Raw genomic sequence first — 13,581 nt, 5'->3', positions numbered from 1 at the left:
CGACGACACCATGGGACTTCTGCTCGCCGCGCTCCTCGCGGCCTCCGTGTACGGGATCTTCCACGGCATCCGGATGTACCGCGCCGACGCCCGGCTCCCCGGCGACCTCGCGCTCGCGCTGGAGGTGGGCTCCACCCGGACCACCGCCGTCGGCTCGGGCATCGACCGCCTCGGCATGCGGTACGCCCCCGCCGTGCTGCGCGCCATGGGCCCCAAGCGGGTCGACGCCGTCCGCAGACGGCTCGACATGGCGGGCAACCCCTCCGGGATGACCGTCGACCGCTACGCCGCCCGCCGCGCGGTCTACGGATTCCTGGGCGTGCTGGCGGCCTTCTCCATGCTGCTGCGGGGCCAGTTCGTCATCGCCGTCCTCGCCCTGCTGTTCGGGCTCTTCTGGACCGACGTCATCATCCGCGCGGCGATCCGCAAACGCCGCGAGGACATCGAACGCACGCTGCCCGACTTCCTCGACGTCCTCGCCGTGGTCGTCTCCGCCGGGCTCGGCTTCCGCCAGGCGCTGGAACGCGTCGCGGAGAAGTACCAGGGCCCCTGGTCCGACGAACTGCGCATCACCCTGCGGCAGATGGACATGGGCGTCAGCCGGCGCGATGCCTTCGACCAGCTCCGCCGGCGCAACGACTCCGAGCAGGTGTCGATGTTCGTCACCGCTCTCCAGCAGGGCGAGGAGCTCGGTGCGCCGATCGTCGACACCCTGATCCAGATCGCCACCGACATGCGCCGCACGGACGCCCAGAACGCCCGGCGGAACGCCGCGAAGGCCGTACCCAAGTCGACGCTGGTGGTCACGCTGGTCATGCTCCCGGCCACCATGATCCTCATCGTCATGAGTTTCTACTACGGCTCCGGGGTCGACCTCGGAGACGTCCTGGGCGGCTGACCACCGGACAGGCCGCACACACGGCGCACACAGACGAACGACCGAAGGGGAGGTGGACACCATGGCACCGGGCAAAGCCGTACTCAGCGGCGGAAACGCGGGCGAGACACCGGCCGACGTGGCCTCCACGGGCCCCGCACGCCTGCCGTCGCTGCCCATCCAGGTCAACGCCCTCCAGGCGCTGTGCCGTCAGGTCTTCGGATTCCGGCTGGCGATGATCGCCCTGGCCGCGCCGTTCGCCCTCGACGGCACCCGCCCCGGCCCGGCGACCTGGCTGGTGGGAGCGGCGGTGCTGGTCACCTTCATGACCTCCTACGTCCTCCTGCGGGACTGGGAACGCTTCGGGCCCGTCCTGCTGCGCCACCCGTGGCTCCTCGGCGCCGACATGACGTTCGGCGCGCTGCTGCTGATCACCGCGTCGCCCGACTCCACCCTCGCCTACGTCACCATGTGCACCCCGCTGCTGGCCGGGCTGATCTCCGGATGGCGCGGAGCCGCGGTGTTCGCGATCCTCCAGTCGCTCATCATCGCGGGCGCGTACGCGGTCAATGTCGAGGCCGAGGCCCGCTTCACCGCCCTGCTGCTGCCCGGCCTGTGCGTCCTGGCCGGAGCCATCGGCAGCACCCTGCGCAATCTGATGCTCGGCTTCGGAGCGGCCAGCCAGGCGCTGACCGAGGCGCGCGCCCGGCTCGCGGTCAGCGGCGCGGTCGAACAGGAACGGGCCCGGCTCGCCCGGGAGATGCACGACTCCGTGGCCAAGACCCTGCACGGCCTGGCGCTCGCCGCCGACGGCCTCGCGAGCTCCGCCGACCGGATGGACCCGCTCACCGTCAAGCACCAGGCGGACCTGGTGGCCCGCTCGGCCCGCCGGGCCGCGGCCGAGTCCCGGGAGCTCCTGTCGGACCTGCGCCGGGAATCCGGCCTCGACGGCGGCGTCGACCTGCTGGCCGAACTGGCGGCGCGTACCGACGACTTCGCCCGCCGCAACGGCGTACGCGCCACCTTCAGCCCGCTCGGCGACGGACCACCGCCGAACGTGCCGCCCGCCGTCGCCCGTCAGGCCCTGACCATCGCCGCCGAGGCCATGGACAACGCCCACCGCCACGGCCGGCCGAGCTATCTCGCCGTATCGGCCGGGGTCACCGGCGACGTGCTGCGGATCAGCGTGTACGACGACGGCCGGGGCCTGCCGCCCGGCACCTCCCTCGAAGGGCTGCGCCAGGCAGGCCACTTCGGTCTGGTGGGCATGGTGGAGAGGGCGGCGTCCATCGGCGCGAGGATCCGGATCGGCCGGGGGCGGGCGGCGAAGGGCACGGAGGTACGCCTGGAACTTCCGGTGGTCGCGCTGGGGATGGTCGGGGGCATACCCCGGCAGCCGGCCGGACCGTCCCGCAGCCGGACGCCGTACACCCCCGAGGCACAGCGCACACGAACGGTCACCTGACAACGCCACCCCCTGTCCCCGCCTTTCGAGAGGAGGCTGCAGCCATGCCGGACGAACACTCCCGCACCTCGGGACAGCACTGGAGCCATCAGTCGCATGCCTCGCAGCACACGTCCTCGCACACCTCCGACGAACTTCCCGCGCTGCCCGAGCAGCTGCCGGCGGCCATCTCACCCCTGCGGGTGGTCGTGGCCGACGACAACCCCGTCGTGCGAGCCGGGCTGACGGTCCTGCTTCAGGGGCGGGACGACCTCGACGTCGTGGCCGAGGCGGCGGACGGCCGCGAGGCCTGCGAGGCCGCGGTCCGGCACCGGCCCGACGTGATCCTGCTGGACGTCCGGATGCCGGGGGTCGACGGCCTCGCCGCGCTGCCGCATCTGGTCCGCCTCGCGCCGGTGCTGATGATGACCTACAGCCGGGAGAGCGAGATCGTGCACGAGGCGCTTCGGCTGGGCGCCGGAGGTTATCTGGTCCACGGCGAGTTCACGGCGGACCAACTGGTGGCGGCCGTACGGGACATCAAGGCGGGCCGTGCGACCTTCACCCATTCCGCCTCCGGGGCGCTGCTCGCAGGGGTGCGGAGGGGTCGGCAATTTGCTCAACCGTCTTCGCTTACGCAAGCGAATGTGGCACATTCGTCTTCGGACCCCGATGTAGCCGGTGAACTGCGGGGAGTGATCACCGAGTTGAGTCAGCGGGAGGTGGAGGTGATGGACCTGATCGCGTCGGGCATGACCAATCAGCAGATCGCCGCCTCCTGCTTCATCAGCCAGAAGACGGTGAAGAACCACATCAACCGCATCTTCGCCAAGTTGAACGCGGGCAGCCGGGGCGAGGCCATCGCCGTCTGGCGCAGCCTCGCACGAGGGGGGTCGGTGTGAGGCCGTTACGCACACCCCGCTGCCCCGATTGGGCCCACCCTTGGGCCCACAGACCCATGTCCGCCGTCCCGCCCCGGGCGTACGGTGCACGCGCTGTCAGCCGGACCGGCCTGGAGGAAGTCGATGTCGAACGTGACGCTGAAGGCGATCGTGAACACCCGTGTGTACGTGGCCGCCTGGGTGGCCGCGACGGCACTGGCGATGAAGGAACGCCGCGACGAGGGCCAGGGCGCGGTCGAGTACGTGGGCGTGATCGTGCTGGTGGCGCTGATCATCGCGGCGCTGGTGGGGTCGGGGGTGGCGAACGACATCGCCACGGGCCTCACGACCAAGGTCAACGAGATTCTGGGCGGAGGCGGTGGGGAGTAGTTCCTCCCACCGCAGGTAGTACCCGTGAGGCAGGGCAGGCCGCACCCATCTACATCGCGATGGTGGCGGGCCTGCTCTTTCTCGCGCTCGCCTTCTTTGCGGTGGGTCAGGCGGGAGCCACCCGCAACGGCGCTCAGTCCGGAGCCGATGCCGCCGCCCTCGCCGCCGCCATGGAGTCCCGGGACCGGGTCCTCGGCGACGGTGAACTCGACCTCGACTTCCTGGGCGATCTCCTCGACGGCGATGTGATCGGAGACCCCGGTGGTGGGTGCGCGGCAGCCGGCCGATTTGCGGGTGAGAACGAGGCGACGGTCACGGGGTGCGACTTTCTGGGCCCCGGCCGCTGGGGTTTCCGGGTGACCGTCGATTCGCAGCCGCTCGGGGAGACGATCCTCCCGGGAACAGCCGATCGACGTGCCGAGGCGAAGGCCACCGCTGTCGTGGAGCCCTTGTGCACCTTCGAGCCCCCGGAGAACGAGCCCTCGCCGGGCGATGAGGGCAACGAGCCCGAGGAGCCCAGCCCGTCACCCTCCGAGGAGCCGGAGTCCCTGGGAACACTGCACTGCCCCGACGGCGGCGACATCGACATCGATCCCGATGACCCGGATCCCCTTCCCGACCTGTCCGAGCTCTTCACCGTCCGGCTGGTCGAGGACTGACCCCGACAGAACGCAAAGGAACACCACTCATGAGTATTCGGCACGGAGCGATGACCCGCAGGGCAGTGACCGCCGTCCTTGCGGCAGCGGCGCTGTCGCTGTCGACGGCGTGCGGCGGCGGTGACAGCGGCTCCGACGACAAGAAGAGCAGCAGCAGCGCTTCGACGGAATCGGGAAAGCCGGAAGAGTCCGGCGACGGCGGTGGCAACACCGTGCCGGACAAGAGCAAGACCTTGGCCACCATCAACGGCAGCAACGGCTTCGAGTTCACGATCCACAGCGCTGTTCGGGACGGCGGTGGCTTTCTGACGATCTCCGGAGCGGTGAAGAACACGACCGAGAAGCGGCAGATTCCCCCGATTCAGTGGAACGGCGAAGAGACCCTGGTCAAGCGCACAGGCAGGTCATTCGCCGGGGTGACCCTGGTCGACAAGGTGGGGAAGAAGCGCTACTACGTCCTGCGCGACACCGACGGCTTTCCCCTGACGACAACCGGCCTCACGGCATTCGAAGGCGGCCAGAGCGTCGACTTCTTCGCCCAGTTCCCCGCACCCCCCAACGAGACCACCACCCTCGATCTCCAGATCCCCCTCATGCCCACAGCCACGATTGAGATCTCCTGATGCGTGCGGCACCCGTCTCCCTCGCCGCCCTGCTCCTCTTCACCAGCATCCAGCTGACCACCGCCCCCGCCGCGTCCGGTGCCCCCGTCGACGACGACCCGAGCGTCCCGCCCGGGACCGAGTCGACGTACACCCCGCCCGAGATCGACGGCAGCAACCCCGGTCTGAAGATGCGCGACGGTGCCACCCTCGCCCAGCCGCGTGTGCTGGACATCGTCTCCATCGTGGAGACCGAGGGCGGCGAGGAGCGCCGTGAAGAGACCACGTCCTCACTGAAGTTCGCCCTCCAGGCCGAGGTCCTGTTCGGCAAGGACAGCGCCAAGCTCACCCCCCAGGCCAACGGCCGTATCTCCGCCATCGTCGCCGAGATCAAGAAGCACAACGCCCAGAAGGTCCGAGTCTTCGGGTTCACCGACAACCTCGGTACGTACGAGCACGGCCGGGTCCTGTCCAAGAAGCGGGCCGACGCCGTGCACGGGGTGCTCAGCGGGCAGCTCGACGACGCCGGGATCACCTACGAGGTCCGCGGCTACAGCGAGGACTATCCGATCGCGGACAACTCCAGCGAGGAGGGCCGGACCAAGAACCGTCGTGTGGAGGTCTCCTTCCCGACCGGGGGCACCAACTGAACGCGTTCCCGCCGTACGTCCCGCAGCCGGCCCGCAGTACGCTGCGGGCCGGCTGTCGACCGAGTGGGCCGAGGAGCGCACGGATGAGACGGGTGGGGGCGGCAACGGTGAAGGTGCTCCGCGGAGTTCTCCTCGCGGTCGTCTCCGGTGCTCTCCTCGTGCCGGCCCCCGCCGCCGCGGTCTCCCCGAGCGGCCCGGCCGCCGCCTACCGGACCGCTCCGGACGCGAAGCCCGTCCATGGCGCGGCATCGAGCACCGAGGGCCCGCGGCTGCGGCCCGGGACGTACACCGACACCGTCTCCGCCGGGGAGCGGAAGTTCTACCGCGTCGTGCTCGACGACGTCTCGAACGCCTATGTCTCCGCCGTACTGGCTCCGCCGCCGGGCAGCCCGGTCGGCGCCACGGACGGCGTCCGGATAACGCTGGAGTCCGCGGACGGTGAGAAGTGCAGCGTGAGCAACGACGTCACGTTCGGCAGCTCCACCGCCCGGCCCGTCGCCGACTACGCCACGCGGCGCATCGGTCGGGGCCGGGAGTGCCAGGAGGCCGGTGACTACGTCTACAGCGTCGAGTGGATCGGCTCCGGAGCCGGTTCCGGGGCCCGCGACTGGCCGCTGGAGCTGAAGTACATGACGGAGCCCGGGGTCGGGGCGGGGACGGAGACGCCCGGGCCGTCCTCCTGGGCGACGCGCCCGGCGGAGCCCGTCACCGGTACGGCGAAGGGCGTCGACGGCGGATCCGGGTTCAACGACGCGCCCGCCGTCGGCCACGGCGTGTGGAAGGACCGGCTGAGCCCCGGTGAGAGCCGGTTCTACAAGGTGCCCGTCGAGTGGGGTCAACAGGTGTTCCTCGACGCGGAGTTCGCCGGTACGGCCACCGGCCGGGCCGCGTCCGTCCCGGACGGCCTGCGGCTGACGCTGTTCAACACGGGCCGCGGGTTCGTCAAGAACGCGGCGGCCGGGTACCGGGGCAGTTCCTCGGAGGTGTCGCTCGGCACGGCACCCGCCGCGTTCGCCAACCGGACCTCGCCCCGGGACGACACCGGAGCGATGCGGTTCTCCGGCTGGTACTACGTCCGGGTCTCTCTCGACCAACGGGTGGACACCGCACTGCCGTTGACCCTGCGGGTCGGCGTCGAGGGCGATCGCGTCGAAGGCCCGGCGTACCGAGGTGACGCCGTCGCGGCCGGCTTCGGGCTCACCGACGCGGACCGGGCGGCCGCGCAGGACGGGCGGGCGGCGTCCGGCGGCGGCACCCGGAACAGCGTGCTGTACCGGACCGTCGGCTACACCGGGATCGGCCTGGGCACAGCTCTCGTACTGATCCTCGCCGCCTGGACCCTGCTGGCCCGCCGCAGCCGCGGCCGCCATGTACGGCAGCCGCTGCCGTGGGAGCCGCGCGCCCACTGAGCGGGCGGGCGGCATGGGCCTCCTGGGCCGTCGCCGGCGCAGGTCGGGCACAAGGCCCAGGTCACGGGGGCCCACGATTGGGCCCGGGGGCCCATGACCCCGGCACATCCGCTCCTTACCGTCGCTTCATGTCGCCACACGGGGTTGCGCGTCGGGCCCGCCGTCGAGTGTGCCGGGGGCTGCCGCGCCCCCGGACAGGCCTCCTCGGCCCGCGGATGGAGCGCGGGGACCGGTCGGGCCGGCCTGCCGCCGACCGTGCGGACCGGGCCGACGGCGGGACGTCTTCGTGATCTACAGCTTTCTGACCGTCCACCGGCTGACCGTGTCCGCCATGGCGGTGGCGCTGGCGCGGGCGGTGGGTGTGCCCTCCACGGCGGTCGACATCGCCGACGAGGACTCGGCCGAGGACCGAAGCGGCCGCAACTGGGACGCGCTCGTGCTCTGCGGCTATCACGCGGTCGCCGGTGATGTCGCGCTCGCCTGGGAGGTGTCCGTCGCGGACGCCGTGCCCGACCCCCCGGACGAGGCGGAGGCGGCGCGGAGCCTCGCCGCCCTGAGCGGTACGACGGTGCTGTACCCCGCCGAGGAGGCGGTTCCGTCCGCGTACTGGGCGGCCGCTCCGGACGGCACGGTGACACGCGCCCGTGTGGTCGAGGCGGGCGCGAGCGGCGGAGCCGTGGTGGTGGAGGTCGAGGCCGTCGAGACCGCCGTCGCCCAACTGCCCTCGGCGCGCGTCCAGTTGCTGCCGGAGATCTTCCGCGAGGAGAAGGTGCCGACCCCGGTGGCGGACGCCTTCGCCGCCCTCACCGACGCGGACGGCAGCGCACCGGCCCGCGGACCGGAGAACCGGGCGCGCGAGGAACTGCTGCTCTGGGAGCGTCTCGTCCGCAGGATCGAGGCCGACTGGGCGCCGACCGGCCGCTACCCCGAGGAGTTGTATCTGGAGGACCTGCGCACCCGCGACGGGCTCGCCGAGCGGCTGTCCACCGTGCACGGCACCCTGGCCGAGGAAATCGCTCGTTCCGCCGAGACGCTCGACATACTCTTCCGTACGCACACCACGGACGACGGGGGAGAGCTGCTCGGGCGCCTGACCAAGGCGGGATCCGCGATGGCGGACCGCGGCTGGTGGTGGCGACGGCGACCCGCGCGGCTGCCCTGGGTCTGACGGCTGACGGCTTGACGGCCTGACGGGGTCCCGGGCAGCCCGGTCGGCGGCCTGCGGCAGGCAGGTGTGCCGGCGAAGGAGGGACGCGCGTGGCAGTGCCGTTCGGTGACCGGCTGCGGGACGAGCTGGGTCCGCCCCGGCGGGAGCGGCTGCTCGACAGCAGCCCGCGGTCGGCGGTCTGGCGCGTCGAACTGGTGGACGGCACAGCCGCCGTGGTGAAGCAGCTCGTCGCCGATGAAGCAGCCGATGAAGCAACCGGCGAGACACCCGATGCGGCAGCAGCCGACGCCGCGGCCGACGAACGCTTCCGCCGTGAGATCACGGCCCTGTGCTCCGCCGGACGCGTACGTCCCGCGGTGGTGCCACGCCTGCTCGGCGCGGACCCGGATTCCCGGGTGCTGGTACTGGAGCACGTGGAACACCGAACACCCGGCGAGGGCTGGCAGATCGCGTACGCACAGGGCCTCGCCCGGTTGCATGCCGCGGCCACCGGCGACGAGACGGAGCTGCCCCGTTGGACCGGTCCCGGCGAGCGCGATGTCACCGCGTTCCTGGCGTTCGCCCGGCGTCTCGGTGCCACTGTCCCGGCGGCGGCGGAGGACGAACTCGGTGCGTTGGTGCACCGCCTCGGAGCACCGGCTGCACGCAGCGCACTGCTGCACGGCGACCCCTGCCCCGGCAACGATCTCCACACCCCCGACGGCATCCGCTTCGTCGACTTCGAGCAGGCCTGCCTCGGCAACGGCCTCATGGAACTGGCGTATCTGCGTATCGGTTTCCCGACCTGCTGGTGCGTCACCGACGCTGCCGGGCCACTGCTGTCCGAGGCCGAGGAGATGTACCGCACCACCTGGCGCGCGGCGACCGGCACCGAGGTCGCGGGTGATCTCGCCGACGCCTGCGCGGGCTGGCTGATCCGGGGCGACGCCCTGGTGGAGCGCGCCCGCCGGGGCACCGTCGACCGGCTCGCCCGTGCGGTGGACGAGGACTGGACGTGGGGCACCGTCACCGCGCGGGAGCGGCTGCTGCACCGGCTCGGCGTGGTCGCCGGGATGACCGGGGGCCATGAGGCACTGGGCGCGCTGGGTGCGCTCGCCGGAGACGTGCGTGACCGGGTCCGACTGCGCTGGCCCCGGCTCGGTACGGTGCCGACCCGCAGACCGCCGTCATAGACAGCCGGGTGAACGCACGGGCCGGGCCGCCCGGCTCGCCGCCTGATGCGGTCCTGCCGGCGGCGTGGAAGGACCGAGCCCGCAGCGCGGAAGGACCGAGCCCGCAGCCTGGTAGCCCGCGGCCCGCCCGGCCGAGGGCATCACCGGTCAGCCGGCTCCGGACCCACCGTCCCCGCCGTCCCCGGCGTCTCGATCGTGAGCCGTGCCCCGGCGACGACACCCCACTCCTTCATCGCCCCCGCCTCGGCCTCCAGCACATGCCGCGCCCGCAGCCGGGGCCTCCCGAGCCGCCCCGGACCCATCGTCCGGACCTGCACGACCCGCAACTCCCGGTCCAGATAGGCCACATCGATCGCGAACCGCATCCGGAAGGTGTGCACGCTGTTGCACGGCGTCAGGAGCATGGCCCCGTCGATCCCTTCCCGGCCCAGCAGCCCCCGCCGTCGCGGACCGTACGTCGCCGCGATCTCCACCGGCACCGCGGCGTCGCGCCCGGCCACCCGCAACACCCCCGTGCCGTCCCGCCACCGACGCCGTCCGCTCATGGTCGTAGACCGTAGCGCCGGCCTTCCCGCCGTGGGCCCGGAAGCCCCGAGTGGGCCCCCGGACCCATGACCGCGGCCGGAGCGGGCCCTTACGCTCTTTGCCGTGTATGCCACGCTGCTCGCCGTCGCCGCCCTGTGGGGTGCCGCCGCGGGCCTGCTCGTGCCCCGCGCCGCGTACCGGCTCTCCGTGGAGCCGGGGGAGCCCTGGCGCGACAGCTGTCCTTCCGGGCACCGCTTCGCCGGTCCGGTGCGCGGGTGGATCGGCGGAGTCCGGTGCGCGGCGTGCGCGACGGCGGTACCGGCCGTGTCCGGCCGGGCGGCCGACGGTGTGGCGGGCCCTTCCCCGGACGCACCCGCGACGCCCGTCACGGTCCCCCTCGTCACCATCGCGGCCTGCGTCGCGGTGGCGGCTGCCACCGGGGTCCGCCCCGAACTGGCCGTCTGGCTGCTGATCGTGCCCTTCGCCGTACTGCTCGCGGTCGTCGACCTCCGGGTACACCGGCTGCCCGACGGGCTGACCCTGCCGCTGGCCGCCGCGGCCGCACTTCTCCTCGGGCCGGTGGCACTGCTGTCCGGCCACGCCGGCTCCTGGACCACGGCACTGCTCGGCGGACTCGTCCTCGGCGGCGCCTACTTCGTGCTCTTCGTCATCCATCCGAACGGCATGGGCTTCGGTGACGTCAAACTGGCGCTGTCGCTGGGCGTCGTCCTCGGCTGGTACGGCTGGACCGTGCTCTTCGCCGGCGCCTTCGCGGGCTTCCTGTTCGGCTCGCTCTACGGGGTCGTGCTGATGGCCCTCGGCCGCGCCGGCCGCAGGACGGCGATCCCCTTCGGGCCGTTCATGATGGCGGGAGCCCTGCTGGGGCTGCTGCTCGGCGCACTCGCCGTACGAGGCTGACACCGCACGTACCCGGCCGTCCCCACCCGCACGCCGCACACCGCGCGTCGCCCATAACGAGAAGACAAGCGCAGCCGCGGCGCGCAGTATCGGTCCCATGGACACCGAGCCGGTCAACATCATCGAGGCGCTCGCCTCCTTCGACGACGTCTACAGCCCGCGCATCGTCGCCCGGATGAACGACTACGACGTACGCATCGCCCACACCGCCGGAGAACATGTCTGGCACGTCCACGAGGACACCGACGAGTTCTTCCTCGTGCTCGACGGCCGCTTCGACATCGCCCTGCGCGCCGCCGACGGCACCGAGTCCACCGTCGAGCTCACCAAGGGCGACACCTTCGTCGTGCCCAGGGGAACCGAGCACAAGCCGTCGTCGCCCGGCGGCTCGATCCTCATGTTCGAGCCGTCCGGTACGAAGTCGACGGGCGACCGGCACGAGGGCGAGATCCCCGGCCATGTCGACAGCACCACGGGACACGCCCTGTCATGACAGCGCAGCAGCACGGCACACCGCGGTCGTTCGATGACCTGATCGAGGAGGCGGCGGCCGTCTCCGTCGAGGGATGGGACTTCTCCTGGCTGGAGGGGAGAGCCACCGAGCAGCGCCCTTCCTGGGGGTACGCCCGGTCGATGGGCGAGCGCATGGCGCGGGCCTCGGCGGCGCTGGACATCCAGACCGGTGGCGGTGAAGTCCTGGCCTCCGTACCGGTGTTGCCACAGCTCACCGTTGCGACGGAGGCCTGGCCGCCGAACGTCGCCAAGGCCACCGCCCTGCTGCGGACGAGGGGCGTGGCGGTCGTCGCCGATCCCGAGGAGCCGCCGCTGCCGTTCGCCGACGAGGCGTTCGACCTCGTCGTCAGCCGCCATCCCGTCCGTGCGTACTGGCAGGAGATCGCCCGCGTACTGCGCCCCGGCGGCACCTACTTCTCGCAGGAGGTCGGCCCGGCCAGCGTCTTCGAACTGGTGGAGTACTTCCTCGGGCCGCAGCCGCCCGAGGTGCGCGGCGTCCGCGACCCCGGGGCGGCGCGGGCCGCGGCCGAGTCCGCGGGTCTGGACGTGGTGGATCTGCGGGCGGAGTCGCTGCGCACCGAGTTCCACGACATCGGGGCCGTCGTCTACTTCCTGCGCAAGGTCATCTGGATGGTCCCCGGGTTCACGGTCGAGCAGTACCGTCCGCGGCTCGCGGCGCTCCACGAACGGATCGAGTCCGAGGGACCCTTCGTCGCCACGACGACGCGCTTCCTCATCGAGGCGGTCAAGCCCGTCCAGTGCCGCTCCCGGCACTAGCATTCGGAGATATGCGGACATTTTCTGACAACTCGGTGGTTCGGCGCAGCGTCCTGCGATCCCTCGTCCCCGCGCCCTCGCCGGAGCCCGGAACCCGCACCGCTGCCCGCTTCCCCGCCGCCCTCCTCCCCTGGAGCTGGGCGGCGGCCTTCTTCCTGCTCTACGCCACCGTCGCCGTGCGCCGTCATCTGCTGCTGCGCACCACCGGCTACGACCTCGGCATCTTCGAGCAGGCCATCCGCGCCTACTCCCAACTGCGCGCTCCGATCGTCCCGTTGCGCGGGGAGAACTTCCATCTGCTCGGCGACCACTTCCACCCCGCGCTCGCCGTCCTCGCCCCGCTCTACCGCCTCTGGCCGTCCCCGCTGTGTCTGCTCCTCGCCCAGTCGGCGCTGCTGGCGCTCGGCGCCGTACCGCTGGTGGCCTGGGCGCAACGGGTGCTCGGGCGGCGGCCGGCGCACGCCGTCGCCCTCGGGTACGGGCTCAGCTGGGGCATCGCGTCAGCCGCCGCGTTCGACTTCCACGAGGTCGCGCTCGCCGTGCCGCTGCTGTCGTTCGCCGTCGTCGCACTCGGCCGGCGGCGCTGGGGAGCCGCGGTGGCCTGGGCCGCACCGCTGGTCCTGGTCAAGGAGGACCTGGGCCTCACGCTCGCCGCGCTGGGCTGCTTCGTCGCCTGGAAGGGGCCGCGGCTTCTCGGCGTCGTCACCGCGGCCGCCGGTGTGGTCGCCTCGGTGATCGAGATCAAGGTGCTGCTGCCCGCGTTCAATCCGGCCGGCGGCTATGCCCATGGTGTGAACCTGGGCGAGGGCGGCCACTCCACCCTGCTCGGCACCCTCGTCTTCGCCCCGCTCGACGCGCTGCGCCCGGACATCAAGGCGATGACGCTCATCCTGGTGTTCGCGCCCTCGGCGCTGCTCGCCCTGCGCTCTCCGCTCGCCCTGCTGGCGGTGCCCACGCTCGCCTGGCGGATGCTCTCCCAGAACGGCTTCCACTGGGGCACGTCCTTCCACTACAGCGCCGTTCTGATGCCGATCGTGTTCGCCGGGCTCATCGACACCCTGCGGCGCTGGGGCGCGGCCGACCACCCGCTCGCCGCGCGGCAGGTGAGGGCGTCCCTCGCCACGGTCCTCGCCGTCACCGTCGTGATGCTGCCGTCGTTCCCCCTGGCCCAGCTGGCGCAGCGGGCCACCTGGCGCACGACACCGCACATCGAGGCCGCCCGCTCCCTGCTGGCGAAGATCCCCGACGGCGCGTCGGTCGCCGCCTCCAACCGCCTGGTGCCCCAGCTCACTTCACGCTGCGACGTGGTGCTCTTCCCGACCTTCCCGGTCGACGCCCGGCTGTACGAGTACGACAAGGACCGGCTGCCGCGCCCGACGGCCGAGTGGATCATCCACGACCGGGAGGCGCCCGAGGCCTGGCCGTACCGCACCGGCCACTGGCCCTATCCGCCCGAGAAGCAGGCCGCCGAACTCGACGCCGCCGAGCGCCGGTACGGCTACGAGCGGATCGCCGAGAAGGACGGCATCACCCTGCTGCGCCTCAGGCATGCGGCCCGACCGTGACGGTACCGACCGCCGCTCAGGCATGCGGCCC

General features: G+C 72.1%; 14 protein-coding genes and 1 pseudogene. 14 read left to right on the top strand and 1 reads right to left on the bottom strand.

Features of this window, described 5'->3' with window-relative positions; genetic code table 11:
• The first annotated feature begins 10 nt into the window (after window positions 1-10).
• The 10 genes and pseudogenes from RPQ07_RS13525 (at window position 11) to RPQ07_RS13480 (ending at window position 9,252) form a co-directional block, all read left to right on the top strand.
• Complete coding sequence (locus RPQ07_RS13525; protein WP_313944385.1) at window positions 11-898, top strand: DUF5936 domain-containing protein; 888 nt, start codon at window positions 11-13, stop codon at window positions 896-898.
• A gap of 61 nt (window positions 899-959) precedes the next feature.
• The gene (locus RPQ07_RS13520) at window positions 960-2,342 is read left to right on the top strand and encodes a sensor histidine kinase (RefSeq protein ID WP_313944384.1); all 1,383 of its coding nucleotides are present in this window, start codon (window positions 960-962) and stop codon (window positions 2,340-2,342) included.
• Window positions 2,343-2,386: 44 nt separating this feature from the next.
• Complete coding sequence (locus tag RPQ07_RS13515; RefSeq protein ID WP_313944383.1) at window positions 2,387-3,223, top strand: response regulator transcription factor; 837 nt, start codon at window positions 2,387-2,389, stop codon at window positions 3,221-3,223.
• A gap of 123 nt (window positions 3,224-3,346) precedes the next feature.
• Entirely contained in the window at window positions 3,347-3,592 is a 246-nt protein-coding gene (locus tag RPQ07_RS13510; protein WP_313944382.1) for a hypothetical protein, read from the top strand.
• A gap of 44 nt (window positions 3,593-3,636) precedes the next feature.
• Window positions 3,637-4,251: pseudogene (locus tag RPQ07_RS13505) on the top strand (pilus assembly protein TadG-related protein); the annotation flags it as partial.
• Between the two features lie 29 nt (window positions 4,252-4,280).
• On the top strand, window positions 4,281-4,874 hold the full coding sequence (locus tag RPQ07_RS13500; RefSeq protein ID WP_313944381.1) for a hypothetical protein: 594 nt from the start codon (window positions 4,281-4,283) through the stop codon (window positions 4,872-4,874).
• On the top strand, window positions 4,874-5,503 hold the full coding sequence (locus RPQ07_RS13495; RefSeq protein WP_313944380.1) for an OmpA family protein: 630 nt from the start codon (window positions 4,874-4,876) through the stop codon (window positions 5,501-5,503). The genes RPQ07_RS13500 and RPQ07_RS13495 overlap by 1 nt, the downstream gene beginning before the upstream one ends.
• Window positions 5,504-5,586: 83 nt before the next feature.
• Complete coding sequence (locus RPQ07_RS13490) at window positions 5,587-6,912, top strand: hypothetical protein (protein ID WP_313944379.1); 1,326 nt, start codon at window positions 5,587-5,589, stop codon at window positions 6,910-6,912.
• 286 nt (window positions 6,913-7,198) lie between these two features.
• Window positions 7,199-8,080, top strand: coding sequence for a hypothetical protein (locus tag RPQ07_RS13485; protein WP_313944378.1), 882 nt, complete (start codon window positions 7,199-7,201; stop codon window positions 8,078-8,080).
• Window positions 8,081-8,169: 89 nt separating this feature from the next.
• Window positions 8,170-9,252, top strand: coding sequence for a phosphotransferase family protein (locus RPQ07_RS13480; RefSeq protein ID WP_313944377.1), 1,083 nt, complete (start codon window positions 8,170-8,172; stop codon window positions 9,250-9,252).
• A 140-nt stretch (window positions 9,253-9,392) separates the two neighbouring features.
• Here RPQ07_RS13480 and RPQ07_RS13475 read toward each other — a convergent pair whose 3' ends face one another.
• Window positions 9,393-9,797 (bottom strand): DUF192 domain-containing protein, encoded by a 405-nt coding sequence (locus tag RPQ07_RS13475; protein ID WP_313944376.1) that lies wholly within the window; start codon window positions 9,795-9,797, stop codon window positions 9,393-9,395.
• A gap of 103 nt (window positions 9,798-9,900) precedes the next feature.
• On the opposite strand from RPQ07_RS13475, the gene RPQ07_RS13470 reads away from it, so the two are divergent.
• The 4 genes from RPQ07_RS13470 (at window position 9,901) to RPQ07_RS13455 (ending at window position 13,550) form a co-directional block, all read left to right on the top strand.
• The gene (locus tag RPQ07_RS13470) at window positions 9,901-10,695 is read left to right on the top strand and encodes an A24 family peptidase (RefSeq protein ID WP_313944375.1); all 795 of its coding nucleotides are present in this window, start codon (window positions 9,901-9,903) and stop codon (window positions 10,693-10,695) included.
• 97 nt (window positions 10,696-10,792) lie between these two features.
• A complete protein-coding gene (locus RPQ07_RS13465; RefSeq protein WP_313944374.1) occupies window positions 10,793-11,188 on the top strand; it encodes a cupin domain-containing protein in 396 nt (131 codons plus the stop codon).
• The gene (locus tag RPQ07_RS13460; RefSeq protein WP_313944373.1) at window positions 11,185-11,985 is read left to right on the top strand and encodes a class I SAM-dependent methyltransferase; all 801 of its coding nucleotides are present in this window, start codon (window positions 11,185-11,187) and stop codon (window positions 11,983-11,985) included. The genes RPQ07_RS13465 and RPQ07_RS13460 overlap by 4 nt, the downstream gene beginning before the upstream one ends.
• An 11-nt stretch (window positions 11,986-11,996) precedes the next feature.
• A complete protein-coding gene (locus RPQ07_RS13455) occupies window positions 11,997-13,550 on the top strand; it encodes a DUF2079 domain-containing protein (protein WP_313944372.1) in 1,554 nt (517 codons plus the stop codon).
• The last annotated feature ends 31 nt before the right edge of the window (window positions 13,551-13,581 follow it).

Origin of the sequence: Streptomyces sp. AM8-1-1, from assembly GCF_032229325.1 — a bacterium.
Classification (GTDB): domain Bacteria; phylum Actinomycetota; class Actinomycetes; order Streptomycetales; family Streptomycetaceae; genus Streptomyces; species Streptomyces achmelvichensis.
This window is presented reverse-complemented; position numbering and strand designations above follow the sequence as displayed.